Below are 20,687 nucleotides of genomic sequence, written 5' to 3' on the forward strand. Positions count from 1 at the left end.
ATCGCCGCCAGAGCGGAACCGGGCACAACGGGGATGTCGTCGCCGGGGTAGTCGTAGGAAGACAGCAACTCGCGGATTTCCATCTCAACCAGCTCAAGCAGCTCTTCGTCGTCGACCTGGTCAACTTTGTTCATGAAGACGACCATGGCGGGGATGCCAACCTGACGGCCGAGCAGGATGTGCTCACGGGTCTGGGGCATCGGGCCGTCGGCCGCGTTCACAACCAAGATCGCGCCGTCCATCTGCGCCGCACCGGTGATCATGTTTTTCACATAGTCAGCGTGGCCGGGGCAGTCGACGTGGGCGTAGTGACGTGCTTCGGTCTCATACTCAACGTGTGCGGTCGAGATGGTGATGCCGCGGGCCTTTTCTTCGGGCGCGCCGTCGATCTGGTCATACGCCTGGAAGTCACCGAAGTACTTAGTGATCGCCGCGGTCAGCGTGGTTTTACCGTGGTCAACGTGGCCGATTGTGCCGATGTTGACGTGTGGCTTGTTACGTTCAAACTTTGCCTTTGCCATGGTGGCGCCCTTTTATTTGAGGGGACCCAACGGGGACCCGAACCCTATCTGGCGGGCGATGTATTGGGTCTGGGCGGTAAAATCAAGCGGGACTTGTGCCTTGGTGCCACTTAAAACCCGCTCTCCCTTGATTGCCGCCCAATTCAAACCGCCATGACCGGGGTTATTTATCCTCTGGCTCCGAGGGGGAAGCCACTGCCCTACCGCCGTTAAACCAGCCCTCTTCGCGGTTTTGTTTCACAAGGTAATTCTCAATCGACTTGGCAGCATTCTGGCTGAGATTCTTCAACTGTTCTTCGGCAGACTTTGTATAGCCCGACCCAACGACCGGCCCCTGATCCAAGGATTCGAACACAGTGATCTGATGCGGCTCGGGGTTCAGCTTCTTGTTCTTGGCGTCATCCCAAACGGTCAGATTAAGGATCAGAATGGATTTCGGCGCAAAGACCAGCGGGACGCCGGGTTGGGCCAACACATAGCCTTCGACGCTGATGCCGAAATGATAGAAGCGCTCCCCATCATAGCGGTCAAACCGCTCGGCGGTGGCGGCCTGAACAGCGGCGGCCAATTCATCCTTACTGACCTCACGGCTCAGCGGGCCTTTTTGAGCCTTGGGGGCGACGACGATATTGTGGTGCAGGTTAAAATCGCCAAGCGGCGTGGGCGCGTCGCCCAAATCAGATGCGCCATTGCAGGCGGCCAGCGTCGCAACAGTCATCAGCACGGCAAGAACACGGATCATTGGCACATCCCCAAGGCGTTAATATCGGCAAAGGGGTAGCCGATGGCCAGAGGCGGCGCAATCATTTGCCGCAGTTGCGCCCCTGCCGCTCCGACCTACCTTGGCAAAGAGTGAGGACATCATCATGACCCAGCCAGAACAATCGCCCGGCCCCCTGCCCGTTCGCGTACCACTTGTCACCGAACCCGTTGGCTTGCTTGGCAGCTTGCAAATGGCGCGGCGCAATGTGCTGAGTATCATCCCCAAGATCGCCACGACCCAGCCCATCGTTTCGGGCAAAACCGGCAAGCGTTGGCACATGGTGATGGATCCCAGTGCTATTCGGGAAATCCTGCTCGACCGGTTAGAGGATTACCCCAAGTCGGACGTGACCAAGAACCTGCTGCGCCCGGCCATCGGGGAATCGCTGTTTATCGCCGAAGGTGCGCATTGGCGCTGGCAACGACGCGCCGCCGCCCCGGTATTTTCGCAACGCAATGTGCGCAACCTTGCCCCGGTGATGTCTCATGCCGCGACCCGCGCAGCCGACCGGATCGCCGCTGCTGGCCCGCGCGCGGTAGATATGCTCGACGAGATGGTCACAACCACCTTTGATGTGATCGGCGATGTAACCTTTTCCGGCGATGGAACCTTTGACCGTGACAAGGTGCATGGCGCGATTGACGATTACATCGCCGAGGCGGGTAAAATCAGCCTGTTCGACATCTTGGGTTTTCCCGCCTGGCTGCCGCGACCGGGGCGGATGATGTCGGGCCAAGCATTAAAGCAGATGAAGGCCATGGCCGACAGCGCCATCGAGGCCCGCGTTGCGCGTGGGCATGAAGGCACGCCCGATTTGCTGGATCTGCTGCTCGAAGGTGTTGACCCCAAGACCAAGCGCAAGATGAATACCGCAGAACTACGTGACAATCTGCTGACCTTCATCGTCGCGGGGCATGAGACCACCGCGCTGACGCTGGCATGGTCGATGTACTTGATGGGTTTTGACCAAGGCATACAGGACCGCGCGCGTGCAGAGGTACAATCGGTGCTACAAGGCCGCGCGTGCACCGGGGAGGACGTGGATCAACTGCCCTTAATCCGAATGATCGTCGACGAAGCACTGCGCCTCTACCCGGCTGCCGGGATCATCTCACGCACGGCGCAAAAGCACGACACGCTTTGCGACCGCGAGATCCGCCCCGGCGACACAGTGATGATCCCGATTTACGCGCTTGGCCGTAACGAACTGCTGTGGGACGTGCCCGACGCCTTCCGGCCCGAGCGTTTTGCCGACCGCAAGGCGATTGACCGCTATGCCCATCTGCCCTTTGGGGATGGCCCGCGCATCTGCATCGGGGCGAGCTTTGCGTTGCAAGAAGCGGTCATCGTTCTTGCCACGCTGCTCGGGCGGTTCAAATTCACCCCGGTGCCGGGCAAAGACCCTGAGCCTGTGATGATCCTGACCCTGCGCCCCGAAGGCGGTGTCTGGATGACGGCAGAGCCGCTGGATTGACCCCACCGCAAAGCGGGGTCAAGCAAATCAGTTGAACTTGTTGTCGCGCGGGAAGCCACGCGGCGCCATCCGGCCAGAACCAGCGCGCTTGCCGGTCCATTCCGCGAGGTCGACCTCTGTGCGGGTTCGCCCTGCGGGGTCTTGCCAGCTTAGCCCCGCCGCACGTTCGAAGGTGGTGGCATCCGAAAGGCCGCCGTCCTTGTACTTTTGCAGGCGAACGCCCTTACCGCGGCCCATTTCAGGCAGCTCATCAAGGCCAAAGACCAGCACTTTGCGGTTCTCGCCCACGGTGGCCACGCTGTCACCCGACACCGGATGACAGACCAGCGCCGCGACACCTTCGCCGCGCACGTTCAGCACCTGTTTACCACTGCGGGTCTGCGCCACGACCTCATCCTCAAGCACGACAAAGCCATCACCCGCTGTGGATGCGACCAGCAGCTTACGCCCCGGCTTGTGAATAAAGAGCGATACGATCTGCACCTCGTTCGGTAGATCGACCATCAGACGCAGCGGCTCTCCCATGCCACGCCCACCGGGCAAATTAGCGGCGGATACGGTGTAAAAGCGCCCGTTCGAGCCAAAGACCAACAAACGATCCGTCGTCTCAGCGTGGAAGATAAAACGAGGGCCATCGCCGTCTTTGAACTTCAATTCGCGGTTCAAGTCGATATGGCCGGTCATCGCACGAATCCAGCCCATTTGAGAGCAGACCACCGTGATCGGCTCACGGTCGATCATCGCCTCGATCGGCACGTCTTCGATTTCGCCCGCAGTCTCAAAGGTCGTCAGTCGCTGGCCGCGTTTGACCCCGTCGATCACCCAGTCCTTGCCGAACTGCTTTTTCGTCGCGCGCAACTGGTCGGCGATTGTGGTCCATTGCAGGTCTTCACTGTCGAGCAGGTCTTCTAGCCCCGCGCGTTCTGACATCAACGTGTCGCGCTCACGTACCAGCGCGTCCTCTTCCAAACGCCGCAATGACCGCAGGCGCATGTTAAGGATTGCCTCGGCCTGCACATCGGACAGTCCGTTTTCGCGGCCCGCATAGCTGTGCGGCACGGCACGGGTGTCACCGCTTTCGGTCAAGACACCGGTTGCCTGTGCTTCGGCATCTGCGATCACCGCCAGCTTGGAGACGTCGACTCCCGCCAGTGGCGAGACATAGGCGCGCTCATCCATGGCACGGGCCAGCGTATCTTGATGCACCCGGCTCCAGTCCTCATACATCAAGGCGGCTTTGGGATCGTCGTCATAACGGATGATCTCAATCACCCGGTCAAGGTTCAAGAAGGCCGTGATCAGGCCCTGCAACACCTCAAGCCGGTGATCGATCTTGTCCATCCGGTGCCGCGAGCGGCGTTGCAGTACCTCGCGCCGGTGGTCGAGGAAAGCGCGCAACACTTCCTTGAGCGAGCAGACCTTGGGCGTCTGCCCGTCGATCAACACGTTCATGTTGAGTGAGAACCGCACCTCAAGATCGGAGTTGCGAAATAGCATCCCCATCAACACTGCCGGATCGACGTTCTTCGACCGGGGCTCGATGATCATGCGAATGTCTTCGGCAGACTCATCGCGAACGTCTGCGAGAATCGGTATCTTCTTGGTCTGGATCAGTTCGGCGATCTTTTCGATCAGCTTGGATTTCTGAACCTGATAAGGAATCTCGGTAACCACGATCTGCCACGCGCCCCGGCCAAGGTCCTCGACCTCCCATCGGCAGCGCAGACGGAATGAACCACGGCCCGTGCGATAAGCATTGGCGATATTTTCCGCAGGTTCTACAATGATCCCGCCCGTGGGAAAATCGGGGCCAGGCACATAGTTCAATAGCGTATCGTCGCGGGCATCCGGCACCTTGATCAGGTGAATGCAAGCATCACAAAGTTCGGCAATGTTATGCGGCGGAATATTGGTCGCCATGCCGACCGCGATCCCCGAAGACCCATTGGCCAACAGATTCGGAAACTGCGCGGGCAGCACGACAGGCTCGGTCAATGTGCCGTCATAGTTCTCGCGATAGTCGACTGCGTTTTCGTTCAGCCCTTCCAGCATGGCCTCGGCCACGGCGGTCATCCGCGCTTCGGTATAGCGCGAGGCAGCGGGATTATCGCCGTCGATGTTGCCGAAGTTACCCTGACCGTCGACCAGCGGATAACGAACGTTAAAATCCTGCGCCAAACGCGCCATCGCATCATAAATCGCGGCATCACCGTGCGGGTGATAGTTACCCATCACGTCACCGGAAATCTTCGCGGACTTACGGAAACCACCTGTGGACGACAGCCGCAGTTCGCGCATCGCAAACAGGATGCGGCGGTGCACCGGCTTCAGCCCATCACGCGCGTCCGGCAATGCACGGTGCATGATGGTTGACAGCGCATAGGTCAGATAGCGTTCCCCCAAGGCGCGGCGCAGCGGCTCGGACAGGTCATTCGGGTCGAGTTCTGGGGGTGTGGTTGTGTCTGACATGACGGGTCTTTTAGCCAAGCCTAGCAGGGCGAGCAAGCGACAGATTCCGCAAGCCTAGTTCTGGAAATATGCCGCTTGCACGGTTTCAAGAGAGAAAAAAGCAATATTTTTGTGCTATGCGGTTTCTTGCCAATTGAAATTGAACCATTCGCGAAGTTTCGCGTTGGTCTTTCAACAGAGACACGATTTTGACAGAAACGGGGAACAGCACAATGAAACGGTTCATCTTTTTGATATTTGGTTTCATGGGCTGGGCTTTCTATGAGATGAGCGGCGGCGCAGATTTCGCACCTGCGGGCGCACAAATGGTAAGCGCCGAAGCCACCGATTCGGCGCTCATTGCCAGCGCGAATGCTGCGGCACCTTCTTCAGACCTTGTTACGGCTGCCGCCGCGAACGCGGCACGCAAAGCTGAAAGCCCGGTCACCCCCTTCGCCCAAAAATCCACAGCGCCCGAACCCGCAGCTACCCGCGTGGCGTTAAACCTGACCACATTGAGCGATCTGCCGCAGGCCAATGACGCCGTGGTGCAAAAGGCTGTTGCCTCACCGGCTGACCGTGCCGGTGCAAAGGTCGTTAAATCCAAGCCGGCGAAGACTTCTGGCGAAATAGTGCAAAATGCATCCTATTCGGTCACAACCACGCAGACGCCCGTTATCCTCCCCAGCCTAATAGATGGCGCTGATAGCGCCGCAACCTATGTAAGCACCACGCAAGCTGAGATCCGCACGGTCAGCGGCACCCGCGTTAATGTCCGCGGTGGGCCCGGCACCAGTTTTGATGTGGTCGGCAAACTAGGCCAAGGAGATGCCGTTGAGGTGATCGAAGACAACGGCGCAGGTTGGGTCCGGTTCCGCAGTGTGGATGGCACAGAAACTGGCTGGATGGCCGACTTCCTGCTCAACAATGGCTAACTTGCCAATCCAATAGCATCGCGCGATGAAGGGCCTTTCAATCGAAGGGCCCCTTTGCATGTCTGCGACCCGTTCCATCCTAATCACTGGCTGTTCCAGCGGCATCGGCTACGCCGCCGCTCATGGCATGCGCACACGGGGCTGGCGGGTTTTCGCAGCCTGTCGGCAACAGGAGGATTGCGACCGCCTCAGCGCCGAAGGTTTCGACGCACCCCGGATCGATTATATCGATGAGGCCAGCATCCAATCTGCCCTCGCCCATGTGCTGGACCAGACGGGCGGTACGCTTGATGCAGTATTCAACAACGGTGCCCACGCCACGCCCGGATTGGTCGAAGACCTGCCCACAGATGCCCTGCGCGAGATATTCGAGGCGAATTTCTTTGGCTGGCACAGCCTGACCCGCGCGGTGATCCCCGTTATGCGCGCACAGGGGCATGGGCGGATCGTGCAATGTTCCTCGGTTCTTGGCATGGTGGCGATGCCGTGGCGCGGGGCGTATAACTCCACTAAATTCGCGCTGGAGGGGCTGACCGATACCCTGCGGCTTGAGATGCGCGGCACGGGGATTGAGTTGATCCTGATCGAACCCGGCCCGGTCACGTCTAAACTGCGTGCCAAGGCAATTCCGCGGTTCGAACGTTGGATCGACTGGCAAAATAGCCCCCGCGCGGCGGAATACGAAGCGACCATGCGCCCCCGGCTCTATGATAACAGCGGCAAGAAAGACCGGTTTGAACTGCCCCCCGAAGCGGTGGTGGCAAAATTGGTTCACGCCGTGGAATCCCCTCGCCCCCGTCCGCGCTATTTCGTCACAACCCCCACCCATATCGCCAATGTTTTGCGGCGCATCCTGCCGACGCGGGCGCTGGATTGGGTCACCAGCCGCTGATTTTGGTTGCGCTACTGCGCCGCGCCTCTACATCTCGGGGCAACGAAAGGACAGCCCATGCCAAATGATCCGTTTTTCGTGATCGTCCTGCTTTCCGTCGTGGCGGTTGCCGTTGTGCTTATGATGGGCCTCGGGGGATTTGCTACGGGGGGCAAGTTCAACAAGCGTAACGCCAACAAGTTGATGCGTTGGCGGATCATCGCGCAGTTTATCGCCGTGCTGCTGATCCTTGCTTATGTCTATCTCCGAGGGGGGACGATCTGATGGTTGTACTGAACAAGATTTACACCCGCACCGGGGATAAGGGCACCACCGCGCTTGGCAACGGTGATCGCGTGGCCAAACACGACGCGCGGGTCGAGGCCTATGGCACCTCGGATGAGTTGAACTGTTTTGTCGGCGTTGCCCGGCTCGAAGCCACCGGCGCCACGGACGAAGCACTGGCTCGCATCCAGAACGACCTTTTTGATCTGGGCGCCGACCTTTGCCGCCCCGATATGGAGGCTGATCGCGATGCGGAATACCCGCCCCTGCGGGTCACCCAAGAACAGGTCGACCGGCTTGAGCGCGAAATCGACGTAATGAATACTGAATTGGAGCCACTGCGCAGCTTCATCCTGCCCGGTGGCCGCGCGCTGGCCGCACATCTGCATGTCTGCCGCACTGTAGCGCGCCGCGCCGAACGGCTGGCAGTGCTGCTGTCGGAACAGACCACAATCAACCCCGCTACCGTCACCTACCTAAACCGTCTAAGCGACTGGTTCTTTGTCGCCGCGCGTATGGCCAACAACGCGGGCCAAGAAGACGTGTTGTGGGTGCCGGGCGCGAACCGTTAAGAAAATAGCGCTAACAGACGAAAAACCGGGAAAACGCCGCGTTCAAAACTGCCTATCTGCCGATTTTGGCCTGTTTTGATCCGATCCGCTTCGTTACACCCGTCTAGAGAATTAGGGAGACCGGGCCAACCAGCCCGCGTCGCAAACTGAGGAGAGAGACCGCTCATGAAGGTACTGGTACCTGTCAAACGCGTGATCGACTATAACGTGAAAGTTCGTGTGAAAGCGGACGGAACGGGTGTTGATCTTGCCAATGTGAAAATGTCGATGAACCCCTTCGACGAAATCGCCGTCGAACAGGCGATTCGTCTGAAAGAAGCCGGTCAGGCTGAAGAGATCGTCGCCGTCTCCATCGGTGTGAAGCAAGCGCAGGAAACCCTGCGCACCGCGCTCGCCATGGGTGCAGACCGCGCGATTCTCGTGGTGGCCTCCGACGATGTCCACAAAGATATCGAACCGCTGGCCGTGGCAAAGATCCTCAAAGCCATCGTCGACGAAGAGCAGCCGGGCCTCGTGCTCTGCGGCAAACAGGCGATCGACAACGACATGAACGCTACCGGCCAAATGCTGTCGGCGCTGATGGGCTGGTCGCAGGCGACATTTGCCTCTGAAATCGCCATCGAAGGCGACAAGGCTAAAGTCACCCGCGAAGTCGACGGCGGCTTGCAGACCATCGAGGTCACCATGCCGACAGTCGTCACTGTCGACCTGCGCCTCAACGAGCCGCGCTACGCTTCGCTGCCGAACATCATGAAAGCCAAGAAAAAGCCGTTGGACGAAAAGACCGCCGAAGATTACGGCGTCGATGTCTCCAACCGCTTGGAAATCGTCAAAACCGTAGAGCCTGCCGAGCGTGCCGCTGGTATCAAGGTCGGTTCGGTTGACGAGCTTGTGGCGAAACTCAAAGAAGTGGGGGCTGTGTAATGGCTGTTCTTCTGATTGCCGAAATCTCCGATGGCGAATTGTCCATGGATGCCACCGCCAAGGCGGTAGCCGCAGCCAAGGCTCTGGGCGACGTGACCGTTCTGGCGGCTGGCAGCTCTGCCGCTGCGGCCGGCGAAGCGGCCTCCAAGATCGACGGCGTGTCCAAGGTGCTGGTCGCCGAAGACCCGATGCTGGGCCACCGACTGGCCGAGGCCACCGCAGCGCTGATCGTATCGCTGGCGGGTGACTATGAGCATATCGTCGCTCCGGCCACCACCGACGCCAAAAACGTGATGCCCCGCGTGGCAGCACTTTTGGACGTCATGGTGATCTCGGATGCTTCCGGTGTTGTCGATGCCGACACATTCGAGCGCCCGATCTATGCCGGTAACGCGGTTCAGACCGTGAAATCCAACGACGCCAAGAAAGTCATCACCTTCCGCACATCGACCTTCGATGCGGCCGGTGAGGGGGGCTCTGCCTCGGTCGAGACCATCTCGGCTGCCGAAAATCCCGGCCTGTCGACATGGGTCGAAGACAAGGTTGCCGAATCCGACCGTCCTGAGCTGACAAGCGCTGGCGTGGTGGTTTCCGGTGGTCGTGGCGTCGGCTCCGAAGAGGACTTCGCGCTGATCGAAAAACTGGCCGACAAACTGGGCGCTGCCGTTGGCGCGTCGCGTGCGGCGGTCGATTCGGGCTATGCGCCGAACGATTGGCAGGTTGGCCAGACCGGCAAAGTTGTCGCCCCCGACCTCTATGTCGCGGTTGGCATCTCGGGTGCGATTCAGCACCTTGCCGGGATGAAAGATTCCAAGATCATCGTTGCGATCAACAAAGACGAAGAATCGCCAATCTTCCAAGTGGCGGACTACGGTCTGGTTGCCGATCTCTTTGATGCCGTGCCTGAGCTGATCGAAAAACTGTAAAGCTCTTCACGTGAAACACCAAAGGCCCGTCAGATTTGGCGGGCCTTTTTTGTTACGGACGCTCCCACCCTGCAGTCTTCAGGACATGTTCTGCAATGCATCGGCCAAAGCAGCGGCAGCGGAGGCATGGGCCATCGGGCCGAGCATCTCTGACGCGGCCTGCACCTCCATCTCGCTTACCACCATCCCAGCGGTGGGTGCGACAGACGGGCATTTGGGGGCAACGACTTCAATCTTAGCGGTCGCATGTTGGGCTACCGCTTCGAACATTTCCCGGGTGACGAAGAGCGGGTCATAGCCCAAGTCCCCCACAGGCTGTTCATCAGTGGCCACCGGCGGGCGGTCGGCTAGCCAAAGCAGCAGCGTCCGTCCTCGGATTTGCCCCAACATCAACCGCATGCGTGCCATCCACGCCTGCTGCAACTCGGTACGCACCGCCTCGAACCGCTCAGGTGAAACCTGCATTAAATGGGTCAGCATGTGGCGATTAAAGTGAAATTCTGAAAAATCCACCTCGCGGTAAATTGTCTGCAACAGGGCCGAAGCGCCGACGAAGCGATCATTCCGGCGCCGATGCACCGAATAGAACCGATTGGTCATATTCTGTGCCCCCATGACCTGAACCACCGTTACATCCGCCTGTGAGGCCGCCTGTGCGACAAAGGGGTCATGGGCGAATGCGTCGATCCCTGCATTGGGAAAGCCAAAATTTACACAAGTCTTTCCTATCGCAGCCTCGACCCGCGCCGGGAAAGGCTGTTCTATGAATTTGCCATAGGTTTCTGTCCCGCCAAGAAAGGCGATGTAAGGCGCCTCCAACCGGCGGCGGGGGCCGCGAAACATCAACTTTGAAGTGCCATAGCGGCACGGTAGATAATCCAGAGGCTCTGGCCCCGGTGCATCATAGGTCATTGAACCCACCTTTATTGTTCACCCAAAGCCAGATTGCACAGGAGGGGCTGCGATTCTCTTAACGGGCAAATTTGCCGATAGATTTCGTAAAGAGCTGCCCTTGCGGCACCCCCGCGACGCGCCCTATTGTGCGCCGAACTCAAGTAAAGGACAGGCCATGGATATCCAGACAATCGGCATCGTGGGCGCAGGGCAAATGGGTAACGGGATTGCCCATGTCATGGCGCTGGCGGGCTATGATGTGCTGCTGAACGATGTCAGCGCCGATGCGCTGGCTAAAGGGATGAAAACCGTCACCGGCAACATGGACCGCCAAGTCAGCCGCGAGAAAATCACCGCCGCCGACCGCGATGCCGCAATGGCGCGGATCACCACAACGCAGACGCTTAGCGACCTAGGCCAGAGCGATTTGGTGATCGAAGCGGCGACGGAGCGGGAGACAGTGAAGCAGGCGATTTTCGAAGACCTGATGCCGCACCTCAAGCCGACAACGATTCTAACGTCGAACACCTCGTCGATCTCTATCACCCGATTGGCCAGCCGCACTGACCGGCCTGAGAAATTCATGGGATTCCACTTCATGAACCCCGTCCCGGTGATGCAATTGGTTGAACTGATCCGCGGCATCGCCACGGATAAGGAGACCTATGACGCCTGCAAAGCCGTGGTGGACCGCTTGGGAAAAACCGCCGCTTCGGCCGAGGATTTCCCTGCGTTCATCGTGAACCGCATTCTGATGCCGATGATCAACGAGGCGGTCTATACGCTTTATGAAGGGGTCGGTAATGTAGAGTCGATCGACAGTTCGATGAAACTGGGCGCGAACCATCCGATGGGCCCGCTGGAACTGGCGGATTTCATCGGTTTGGACACCTGTCTGGCGATTATGAATGTGCTGCATGATGGGCTTGCGGATACGAAATATCGCCCCTGCCCACTGCTGACCAAATATGTCGAAGCCGGTTGGCTGGGTCGCAAGACTCAGCGCGGGTTCTATGATTACCGCGGCGAGAAACCGGTACCGACGCGCTAAACGGGAACGTTGATGGGGGCACTGCCCCCATCACGCCAAAGGCGCGGTTCCCCCGCGGGTATTTTTGAAAGAATGAAGCTTAGTGGGTCAGTGCCAGAGTATGGGCGCGCAGCCACGCCATAAACCCGCGTGGGTCCTCTGCCCAGCGGTCGATCTCTTCCCGGCTGAGGGGATGGCCGACAATTGGGCCTTGGGGTTTGCCGCAGGCATGGGCAATTTCGTGTAGCAGCAGGCCTTGGCGCAGCATCGGGCTGATCTGGTTTGCAATCTGGTAAGCGCGGCTGTTTTGGCCCGGAAAGCGCATCGGCACGACCTGCGCGCCAGACCGGCGGATCATCTTGGCAGTGAAGACATTCCACTCAGCCTCGACCGCCGGGCCCCAGAAGCGTTCAGATGAGGCGACAACCCCTGAAGGAAAAAGCGCGACTACGCCGTCTTCTTTAAGGTGGACCATGGCCTTGGCCCGCATTTCCACGCCCTTGCGCTGTGCGTCGGGGTCATGCGGGAAAGGCACCGGGATCATATAGCTGCCGGCCACCTCGTCGATAGAGGTGAGCAGCGACCGGGTGAGAATGCGGTAATCTGGGCGCACGCGGCCGATTAGATCGGCAAAAATCATGCCGTCGACCATACCGTGAGGGTGATTTGCCACAACGACCACCGGCCCCTTTTTGGGGATACGGTCCAACTGCTCTTGCGGGGTGGTCAGGTCGATCCCCATCGTGTCGAGCGCCGCGCGCCAGAAGGCTTGGCCCGATGGTGTGCCGCGTTGCTCGAACTTGCGGATCAAGCGTAGGATTTTGATTTTTCCGGTAAACAGTTCCATCGCGGAAATGACCCGGGCTTTCCAGGGATCATCAAAGGTTGACGCATAGGAGAGGCTGCGACGGTCGTATTTGGTGAAAGTCACCGTACCGTCGCCTGTCTGAGCCTTATGGGCCGCCATCTTTTGCGCGTCATCCATTTGATCGGAGGATCCTTTTTCCCGCGATGCGGGGTTAGTATCCCTCGCCGAACTTATCCGCCACCAGGGCAGTCAAAGCGTCGGCCAAGGCATCGGCATCGGGACCAGAGGTTTGCACCTCAATCGTGGTGCCACGCGAGGCGCCAAGCATCAACAGCCCCATGATGCTGTCGCCTGAAGCGGACATACCATCCTTGCTGACCTCGGCGCGGGCATCGAAAGCTTCTACCACCTCAACCAATTTGGCGGAGGCGCGCGCGTGCAGGCCTTTTTCGTTTACGATCTTAAGAGAAAATTCGGGCATGACGTCTTGGGGCCTTTTAACCTGCGCTGACATTCTGGCTGTCGATATACTTCTTACCAGCTTCGAGTGCCGCGCGCACGGCATCGGGCACATCCAATTGCCGTGACTTGGCGAGTTTGATCAGCATTGGCAGGTTCGCGCCATAGATAATGCGCCGGTTTTCGGGGCGACATGCCAAGAGGCTGAGGTTTGATGGTGATCCACCAAAAAGATCGGTGACGACCACAACGCCTGCGCCTTGATCCACCGCATCGGCGGCGGCGCAGATCTCGCGTTCTTTATTGGCGCGGTCGTGGTCTGCCTCAATCGCGATGGCGCGCACACCGAATTGGGATCCCACGACATGTTCGATGGCGGCAAGATATTCTTGCGCCAGCCCCCCATGTGCGACGATGACGATCCCGATCACGGCTTGCTTCCTTCACGATGCTGGCGGTCCAGTTCACGGTGCCTAATTGACACCTGCCAGCCCTGCTCTGCAAGGCGCAAAGCGTGGCTTTCCGCCATGGCGACAGAGCGGTGTTGCCCGCCAGTACAGCCAAAGGCGATGGAGATATGGGATTTTCCCTCTTCGCGGTAAGCGGGCAGCAGCAAAAGACTGAGATCGAGAACTTTATCCGCGAAATCCGTGTAACGTTTATCGCCCGCTACATGGGCCGCCACAGCCGCGTCCCGGCCATTGCCGCTGCGCAGTTCAGGCACCCAATAGGGGTTTCGCAAAAAGCGGCAGTCATGCACCACATCGACACCACGGGGCAGACCACGTTTGTAAGAGAAGCTCTGTACCGAAACGGTAAGATGGCGTTGGCCGCCAGGAGCGAACCATTGCTCCACCTCGGCGCGCAACTCATGTACGTTGAGCGTTGTCGTGTCGATCAGAACGTCCGCGCGGGCGCGAATTGCGTGGAGCAATTCTTGTTCTCGGGCGATGCCGTCGGCGGGGCGATCGGCGGGGGCCAGCGGGTGGCGGCGGCGCGTTTCGGAAAAGCGCTGCAACAGTACGTCTGGCGCGCAGTCGAGATAGAGCAGTTCTGCGCTCCACCCCGGTTCGGCAGAGAGGCGGCCCATCAGCTCCAGCACGCCCTCGGTTGAAAAATCACGGTTGCGCGCATCAATGCCCAAGGCCACCGATTGCGCATCGCCGGGTCGGTCGAGCAGCGCAGGCAACAGCCGCAATGGTAGGTTGTCGATCGCCTCAAACCCCGCGTCTTCCAACACATTGAGTGCAGAGGAACGCCCAGCGCCCGAGGGGCCGGTGACAAGGACCAGCCGCCGAGGCGTATGGTCTGTGGAGGGGGTCTGACTGATCAATTCGGTTCTTTCACAGCTGACATATACAGATGAATTGCTGCCGCAAAATGAGCGCTATCGCATTTGTGAAAACAGGGCAATGTGACACCCTGTATCAAGTGGGTATGGCCCTCGGGCAGGCGCCGCTCTTCGGGATGGGCAAGATCAACAGCAAGGGCCAAGGGCACCGGGCCGTGTTCCTCAAGCCGCAAAATTGCCACGTTGCGCGCCTCGATGAGGCCACGAATGTTTTCGGGAACGCTCGCGATTACGTCATCCCCTCTGCGGATTACATCGGTACGGTCATCCGCCACCAGCTTGGCACCGAGGGCGATCAGTTGCAACGCAAGCGCCGATTTGCCAGCGCCCGAAGGGCCAAGGATCAGCACCCCGCGCCCGCCGATGGCCACGCAGCTTGCGTGGAGGTTCTCGCGTTTAATGGTCATTTCTCGGCCTCAAGCCGCGTTTAGGTCGGCAGGCCCACAACGAAACGTGCGCCTAGGGGCTCAGATGTGATGTCAGCTTCGGTTGGGCGAATGTTTTCGGCCCAGATCACGCCGCCATGCGCTTCGACAATCTGTTTGGAGATTGCGAGGCCAAGACCGGAGTTATTGCCAAAATGCTCTTCCGGGCGCTGCGAATAGAAGCGTTTGAAGATCTTGCCAAGGGCCTGTTCGGGGATGCCGGGGCCGGTGTCTTCGACCACGATCAACACGCGATTGGCGCGTTTACGCGCCCAAACGCGGATCGCATCGCCGTCTTCGCAAAAGGAGATCGCGTTGGTGATAAGGTTCACGAAAACCTGCGCAAGGCGCGCTTCAAGCCCATGAACGGTGATCGGCGCGGCAGGCAGATCGGTTATGAAATCAATGCCCTTAGATTTCGCATCTTCACCCAGATACTGGCCAAGATTGCCCAGCATTTGCAGCAGATCGAAGGGCTCTTCCTCTTCCTTGACCAATTCTGAATCAAGCCGTGAAGCATTGGAAATATCGCTAACCAACCGGTCCAGACGCCGTACATCATGTTCAATGACATCAAGCAACTTTTCGCGCTGATCATCGCGTTTGACCATGCGCAGGGTTCCCACAGCAGACCGCAGAGAGGCGAGCGGGTTCTTGATCTCATGGGCCACATCGGCGGCGAATTGTTCGTTGCCATCGATACGGTTGTAGAGCGCCGAAACCATCCCGCGCAACGCGCCGGACAGGCGGCCGATCTCATCGGGGCGTGCGGTCAGATCGGGAATCCGAATGCGGCCTGGGTTCATCTTGCGCGCGTCTTTGTCACGGCCGAGTTCGGCAGCCGCCGACAGGTCAGCCAATGGGTTGGCGATGGTGGACGCCAACACAAGGCTGAGCCCGATCGAGACCAACGTCGCGATGACGAACATCTGCAGCACGCGCTCACGTTCACTGCGCACCAGGCGGTCAATCTCTCCTGCAGCGCTGGCCACGGCGACGACGCCGACCGGGGTATCGCCCTGCATGATTGGCGTCACGACGCTAAACAATGTGCCGCCTTCGATGGCGAGGGTGCCTTCAAGCCGGGTGCCGCCGGATACGCTAGGCGCGACCATGCTGCGGAATTGCTCTTCCAACGGTGGGGTTGCAGCGACTTCTTCAGTACTGAAGGGGGCAGAGACGCGATCCCATAGCCAATTCAGGCCGTCATTGAGCAGGGTCCGCTCCCCTGCCTCTGAAGCGGCGAGCGCTTCGGCTACTGTGAGGCTGCCAGCGGTGCGCGCCACCAGCGTTTCTGCAGGGTCGTAGACAAAGACTTCGATGCCGCCACGCAAATCCAATCCATCAAGCGTGGCGGCCACATCGACACCATCGCCCGTGGTTAGGTTCACCGGCGCGCCTGCGGGAAGCTGCGCTTCGATCACATCGGCAATCAGCTCAGTCTCGGACACCAGCGCCGCGGCACGCTGCATGGCCAGACTGTCACGCGAAGAGTTAAGGTAAAGGATACCCGCAACCAACACGCTAAGCGCAATCAGGTTAAAGGTGATGATCTTGCGCGTTAGCGGCGAGGCACGCAGCGAAAACAGCCCTCGCCGTTCGCGCTTGACCCGAATTTCATCGGGCGCGGCGCTGTCGGGGGTGACCCAATCGTCCCCCAATACAACATCACCGTCCCTACCCACAGCCATGTCCCGCACGAGCTTCCTTTCGACCAGCGTTAACCGCCGGGTTTACTCTTCGTTGTATCTATAGCCGATGCCATAAAGCGTTTCGATCGCCGAGAATTCATCATCGGCGGTGCGCATCTTTTTCCGCAGACGTTTGATGTGGCTGTCGATCGTGCGGTCATCCACATAGACCTGATCATCATAAGCTACGTCCATCAACTGGTCGCGCGATTTCACAAACCCGGGGCGCTGCGCGAGCGCCTGCAACAGCAGGAACTCGGTCACGGTCAGGGACACGTCTTTGCCCTTCCAGCTGACGGCGTGGCGCAGCGGGTCCATCCGCAGTTCGCCGCGCTCCATCACTTTGGTTTCTTCTGTATCGCCAACCTCATTCGTTTCCACCGCATCTTGGCGCCGCAGAAGGGCGCGGATACGTTCGACCAACAGACGCTGGCTGAAGGGTTTTTTGACGTAATCGTCTGCCCCCATACGCAGACCAAGCACTTCGTCGATCTCATCATCCTTGGATGTCAGGAAAATGACCGGCATCGCGGTTTTCTGACGCAACCGTTGCAGCAGATCCATGCCGTCCATGCGGGGCATCTTGATGTCCAGCACCGCCATATCCGGCAGTTTCTTGTTGAATGCGTCCAACGCGGCCTGACCGTCGTTGTAGGTTTCCACTTCGAAGCCTTCAGCTTCAAGAGTCATCGAAACAGATGTCAGGATGTTCCTGTCATCGTCTACCAATGCAATCTTTGACATTGCCCGCTTCCTTATGCTGCTCAATTCGTTCTTATTTTTGGAGTCAGTGATCCCCAATATTAGAGATCGAATCAATCCTTAAGTGCGAATCGTGCCATTGAGATGCACCAATTCGGTCATAATTTGGTTAGGAATGGCTAAATTGCCGCACTTTAATTCCTCACAGATTGATTGAACCCTGCTCTGCAGTCGTCGCATTGGGTCGGGATCTATGCGCATCGAAACAAAGTTTTAGATGGTGGCGCTAACTGTGACAAAGCTGCCTGTTCAACCTTAAAACGCCCGTGTTAAGAGGCTTTCAAGGCCCCCGATGCCCAGGGCAATTGCGCCCGCTCGGACACGTTCTGCGCCGCTCACGCGCTACTACAGGAGACATCACATGACATTTGGACGGGTAAACCCGCAGTTCAGCCTCGAAGATCAACAGATCAGCGGGCTTGGCGATGTCTATTACAACCTGACCGAGCCTGCGCTGGTCGAGGCCGCGTTGAAACGGGGCGAAGGTAATTTGGGCAAGGGCGGTGCGTTCCTTGTTACCACGGGCAAGTTCACGGGCCGGTCACCCAAGGACAAACATGTGGTCAAAACCGACAGCGTGGCCGACAGCATCTGGTGGGAAAACAACGCCGAGATGTCGCCCGAAGGGTTTGACGCATTGTACAAAGACATGGTCGCGCACATGCAGGGCAAAGACTACTTTGTCCAAGACCTCGTCGGGGGCGCGGACCCAAAACACGCGATCAACGTGCGTATGGTAACGGAACTTGCATGGCACGGGCTGTTCATCCGCACAATGCTGCGCCGCCCCGATGCCGAAGCGCTGCAAGACTTCATCGCTGATTTCACCGTCATCAACTGCCCCAGTTTCCAAGCTGACCCGGCCAAGCACAACTGCCGCAGCGAGACCGTTATCGCGATGAACTTCGACCGCAAGATGATCCTCATCGGCGGCACGGAATACGCGGGTGAGAACAAGAAATCTGTCTTCACGCTGCTGAACTACCTATTGCCGGAAAAAGGCATCATGCCGATGCACTGCTCGGCCAACCACGCCACCGGAAACCCCGTTGATACGGCCGTTTTCTTCGGCCTGTCGGGTACTGGTAAAACCACCCTCTCCGCCGACCCCGAGCGCACGCTGATCGGTGATGACGAGCACGGCTGGTCCGACAACGGCACCTTCAACTTTGAAGGCGGTTGCTATGCCAAGACCATTAACCTGAGCCCCGAAGCCGAGCCGGAGATCTACGCGACGACCTCCAAGTTTGGCACGGTGATCGAGAACATGGTCTTCGACCCGAACACATTCGAGCTCGACTTCGACGACGATTCGCTGACTGCCAACATGCGCGCGGCCTATCCGCTGCACTATATCTCTAACGCCAGTGAAAAAGCCGTCGGCGGCCACCCCAAGAACATCATCATGCTGACCTGCGATGCATTCGGCGTTCTGCCTCCGATCGCGCGGCTGAGCCCGGCGCAGGCGATGTACCATTTCCTGTCGGGCTTCACCTCCAAGGTCGCAGGCACCGAGCGTGGCGTGACCGAGCCTGAGCCCACATTCTCCACCTGTTTCGGCGCACCTTTCATGCCCCGCCGACCAGAGGTTTACGGCAACCTTCTGCGTGAAAAGATCGCACAACACGGCGCGACCTGCTGGTTGGTTAACACTGGCTGGACGGGCGGCGCTCATGGCACCGGCTCCCGGATGCCTATCAAAGCCACCCGCGCACTGCTGAGCGCAGCGCTTGAGGGCCGTCTGGCCGACGCCGAGTTCCGCAAAGACCCGAACTTTGGTTTCGATGTGCCTGTTGAAGTGAACGGTGTTGCCGACATCCTGCTTGACCCACGTCGCACATGGGACGATCCGGAATCCTATGACCGTCAGGCGGCCAAATTGGTCAAAATGTTCTCGGACAACTTCGAGCAGTATCTGCCCTATATCGATGACGATGTGAAAGCGGCGGCGATCAACTAATACGCTGCAAACACATTCCAAAAGCAAAGGGCCGCCTCAATGGGCGGCCCTTTTTGCATTAGCCAACGGCATCAACTAACCACCGAAAGTCACCTTCGCATCCAGCGGCATTTCCCGAAGGAAGGTTTCATCCACCCCAACGATATTCACTGATGCGGAACGGTCCACCGCAGCGATCAAGGCAAAGCTCTTGTCAGGATAGCGCCCCGCCATCAGCAAGCGTTTATAGGCCAAAGGCACGGGGGCTCCTCCCTCTTCTCGCGGGATCTGAGTGACCACTTCGTCCAGGCGAACGCCATAGGTCGCCTCAACCTCACGGAAGGGGAAGTTCAACATATTCTCAAACTCCGGCCCGCCGGGAAACAGCTTAAGCGGCCGCCCGATGCTGCTGCGCGCGTTACTCCAGCCCCACCACTGCGTGTAAAACGACTTCTCCCCCACCTCGGTACAAATCCAGCCGTTGGGCGAATCGCGGTAGACCAGCATGTAGGGGCGCATGGCGCGGAATGCTTCGCTTTCCAGTTCCCCTTGGCTCTGTGTCCAAGCCTGAAGCGCGGCTTGCAACATCGGTGACCCACCGTCCCAGATCAGCGACAATGGCTGCTGTTGCTGGTGAAAGCACCAACCGTTCGGCTCTTCATGAGACAGACGCAGCATTCCATCGGCATGGCGGGTTTTACCATCTAGCCACAGCTTGCCTCGATCAAGGATATCGCGTGCTTCCGGCAGCGCCTCTATCCCGACTTTCGTCAGAGAATAGCGCCGGTTCTCGATCGAAAAGAGCGCCGCGCCCATTGTGTCTTCCAGTTGTTGAATATGCCGCCGAACCGTCTGACGCGTGCTGGACAATTGTGCGACCGCATGGCTCAGATTCAAGGTGCTCGCCAGCGTTACAAACGAGCGGATCATTTCGAACAAAAGCGCCGGCGTGGGCTCTTTTTGCCGGGGCTTTGGCGCAGCGTCGACCGGCGCAATATCGGACATATGTTGGTTCATAGGCAAAGCATGGTACATGAATCACCCAACAACGCAACATAATCCATCCACCTAAGGTAAATTGGTTAACACAATTGGGTCAGAACTAGGCAATTGATCCTCAATACATTGACGGTAGTGAATGTAATGCACTCAACCTGAGGTATTTACCCATGTCCCATCCTGTAGACATTCACGTTGGTCGGCGACTCAAGCAAGCCCGCACCCTGCGGCGGCAGTCCCAAACCGACGTTGCGCGTGAACTTAAACTCTCGTTTCAGCAAATCCAAAAGTATGAAATCGGCTCCAACCGGATCGCCGCCAGCCGCCTGCATGAGCTGGCTCGGATACTCGAAGTCACCCCCGGATATTTCTTTGAAGGGCTTGATGATGATACGCCAGAGACCAAGAATGACCCGGCGCTCGATATCGTAAACGCGATTGGCTCCATCAAGGATGACAACGTAAGAGCCCGTATTCTAACGTTTATTGAAGACGTGTCAGGCGTTACGGTCGCCCGCCGGGGCTGATGGCTGCTGCCGCTTCTCGCGCCGACGCACCCGCCGAAGGCGGCAACGAAAGGCGCAGGTTTCACGGCAGGCAGCAGTCACCA

At 58.6% G+C, this 20,687-nt stretch carries 22 protein-coding genes; 10 read left to right on the plus strand and 12 right to left on the minus strand.

The window, feature by feature from the left end:
• A partial coding sequence (locus BM229_RS08640) for a GTP-binding protein (protein ID WP_139226272.1) occupies positions 1-521 on the minus strand: 521 nt, incomplete at its 3' end.
• Positions 522-684: 163 nt separating this feature from the next.
• A complete protein-coding gene (locus tag BM229_RS08645; protein ID WP_243261543.1) occupies positions 685-1,263 on the minus strand; it encodes a hypothetical protein in 579 nt (192 codons plus the stop codon).
• Positions 1,264-1,387: 124 nt separating this feature from the next.
• On the opposite strand from BM229_RS08645, the gene BM229_RS08650 reads away from it, so the two are divergent.
• Entirely contained in the window at positions 1,388-2,758 is a 1,371-nt protein-coding gene (locus BM229_RS08650) for a cytochrome P450 (protein WP_093927280.1), read from the plus strand.
• 27 nt (positions 2,759-2,785) lie between these two features.
• Here the strand turns inward: BM229_RS08650 and BM229_RS08655 are convergent, their stop codons facing one another.
• Positions 2,786-5,227 carry a DNA topoisomerase IV subunit A gene (locus tag BM229_RS08655; RefSeq protein WP_093927281.1) on the minus strand — a complete coding sequence of 814 codons (2,442 nt, stop codon included), beginning with the start codon at positions 5,225-5,227 and terminating at the stop codon, positions 2,786-2,788.
• Positions 5,228-5,439: 212 nt separating this feature from the next.
• Between BM229_RS08655 and BM229_RS08660 the strand changes: the two genes are divergently transcribed.
• From BM229_RS08660 to BM229_RS08685, 6 genes are all read left to right on the plus strand, one after another.
• Positions 5,440-6,141, plus strand: a complete 702-nt coding sequence (locus tag BM229_RS08660; RefSeq protein WP_093927282.1) for an SH3 domain-containing protein — start codon at positions 5,440-5,442, stop codon at positions 6,139-6,141.
• A gap of 58 nt (positions 6,142-6,199) precedes the next feature.
• Positions 6,200-7,033, plus strand: a complete 834-nt coding sequence (locus BM229_RS08665; protein ID WP_093927283.1) for an SDR family NAD(P)-dependent oxidoreductase — start codon at positions 6,200-6,202, stop codon at positions 7,031-7,033.
• A gap of 57 nt (positions 7,034-7,090) precedes the next feature.
• Positions 7,091-7,297 (plus strand): twin transmembrane helix small protein, encoded by a 207-nt coding sequence (locus BM229_RS08670; protein ID WP_093927284.1) that lies wholly within the window; start codon positions 7,091-7,093, stop codon positions 7,295-7,297.
• Positions 7,297-7,869 carry a cob(I)yrinic acid a,c-diamide adenosyltransferase gene (locus tag BM229_RS08675; protein WP_093927285.1) on the plus strand — a complete coding sequence of 191 codons (573 nt, stop codon included), beginning with the start codon at positions 7,297-7,299 and terminating at the stop codon, positions 7,867-7,869. The genes BM229_RS08670 and BM229_RS08675 overlap by 1 nt, the downstream gene beginning before the upstream one ends.
• Positions 7,870-8,034: 165 nt before the next feature.
• The gene (locus tag BM229_RS08680) at positions 8,035-8,793 is read left to right on the plus strand and encodes an electron transfer flavoprotein subunit beta/FixA family protein (protein ID WP_093927286.1); all 759 of its coding nucleotides are present in this window, start codon (positions 8,035-8,037) and stop codon (positions 8,791-8,793) included.
• A complete protein-coding gene (locus tag BM229_RS08685) occupies positions 8,793-9,719 on the plus strand; it encodes an electron transfer flavoprotein subunit alpha/FixB family protein (RefSeq protein ID WP_093927287.1) in 927 nt (308 codons plus the stop codon). The genes BM229_RS08680 and BM229_RS08685 overlap by 1 nt, the downstream gene beginning before the upstream one ends.
• Positions 9,720-9,797: 78 nt before the next feature.
• On the opposite strand, the gene BM229_RS08690 is transcribed toward BM229_RS08685, so the two are convergent.
• A complete protein-coding gene (locus BM229_RS08690; protein WP_093927288.1) occupies positions 9,798-10,631 on the minus strand; it encodes a DUF6473 family protein in 834 nt (277 codons plus the stop codon).
• 157 nt (positions 10,632-10,788) lie between these two features.
• Here BM229_RS08690 and BM229_RS08695 point away from each other — a divergent pair, with 157 nt between their 5' ends.
• Positions 10,789-11,664 (plus strand): 3-hydroxybutyryl-CoA dehydrogenase, encoded by an 876-nt coding sequence (locus BM229_RS08695; protein ID WP_093927289.1) that lies wholly within the window; start codon positions 10,789-10,791, stop codon positions 11,662-11,664.
• 79 nt (positions 11,665-11,743) lie between these two features.
• On the opposite strand, the gene BM229_RS08700 is transcribed toward BM229_RS08695, so the two are convergent.
• The 7 genes from BM229_RS08700 to BM229_RS08730 are packed head-to-tail and all read right to left on the minus strand — an operon-like array spanning position 11,744 to position 17,121.
• The gene (locus BM229_RS08700) at positions 11,744-12,628 is read right to left on the minus strand and encodes a lysophospholipid acyltransferase family protein (protein WP_208604050.1); all 885 of its coding nucleotides are present in this window, start codon (positions 12,626-12,628) and stop codon (positions 11,744-11,746) included.
• A 34-nt stretch (positions 12,629-12,662) separates the two neighbouring features.
• Positions 12,663-12,932: an HPr family phosphocarrier protein gene (locus tag BM229_RS08705; RefSeq protein ID WP_093927290.1), complete on the minus strand. Its 270-nt coding sequence runs from the start codon at positions 12,930-12,932 to the stop codon at positions 12,663-12,665.
• A gap of 16 nt (positions 12,933-12,948) precedes the next feature.
• A complete protein-coding gene (locus BM229_RS08710) occupies positions 12,949-13,341 on the minus strand; it encodes a PTS sugar transporter subunit IIA (protein ID WP_093927291.1) in 393 nt (130 codons plus the stop codon).
• Positions 13,338-14,243: an RNase adapter RapZ gene (gene rapZ, locus BM229_RS08715; RefSeq protein ID WP_093927292.1), complete on the minus strand. Its 906-nt coding sequence runs from the start codon at positions 14,241-14,243 to the stop codon at positions 13,338-13,340. The genes BM229_RS08710 and rapZ overlap by 4 nt, the downstream gene beginning before the upstream one ends.
• Complete coding sequence (locus BM229_RS08720) at positions 14,240-14,668, minus strand: HPr kinase/phosphorylase (protein WP_093927293.1); 429 nt, start codon at positions 14,666-14,668, stop codon at positions 14,240-14,242. Before BM229_RS08720 ends, rapZ begins: the two co-directional genes overlap by 4 nt.
• Before the next feature lie 20 nt (positions 14,669-14,688).
• On the minus strand, positions 14,689-16,377 hold the full coding sequence (locus BM229_RS08725) for a sensor histidine kinase (protein WP_093927294.1): 1,689 nt from the start codon (positions 16,375-16,377) through the stop codon (positions 14,689-14,691).
• A 42-nt stretch (positions 16,378-16,419) separates the two neighbouring features.
• Positions 16,420-17,121, minus strand: a complete 702-nt coding sequence (locus tag BM229_RS08730; RefSeq protein WP_093927295.1) for a response regulator transcription factor — start codon at positions 17,119-17,121, stop codon at positions 16,420-16,422.
• A gap of 379 nt (positions 17,122-17,500) precedes the next feature.
• Between BM229_RS08730 and BM229_RS08735 the strand changes: the two genes are divergently transcribed.
• Entirely contained in the window at positions 17,501-19,099 is a 1,599-nt protein-coding gene (locus tag BM229_RS08735; RefSeq protein ID WP_093927296.1) for a phosphoenolpyruvate carboxykinase, read from the plus strand.
• A 75-nt stretch (positions 19,100-19,174) separates the two neighbouring features.
• Here the strand turns inward: BM229_RS08735 and BM229_RS08740 are convergent, their stop codons facing one another.
• Positions 19,175-20,083 carry a LysR family transcriptional regulator gene (locus BM229_RS08740; protein ID WP_244152153.1) on the minus strand — a complete coding sequence of 303 codons (909 nt, stop codon included), beginning with the start codon at positions 20,081-20,083 and terminating at the stop codon, positions 19,175-19,177.
• Positions 20,084-20,247: 164 nt separating this feature from the next.
• Between BM229_RS08740 and BM229_RS08745 the strand changes: the two genes are divergently transcribed.
• Positions 20,248-20,604 (plus strand): helix-turn-helix domain-containing protein, encoded by a 357-nt coding sequence (locus BM229_RS08745; RefSeq protein ID WP_093927298.1) that lies wholly within the window; start codon positions 20,248-20,250, stop codon positions 20,602-20,604.
• Positions 20,605-20,687 lie beyond the last annotated feature (83 nt).

The sequence above is a fragment of the Sulfitobacter dubius genome (assembly GCF_900113435.1).
Taxonomy (GTDB): domain Bacteria; phylum Pseudomonadota; class Alphaproteobacteria; order Rhodobacterales; family Rhodobacteraceae; genus Sulfitobacter; species Sulfitobacter dubius.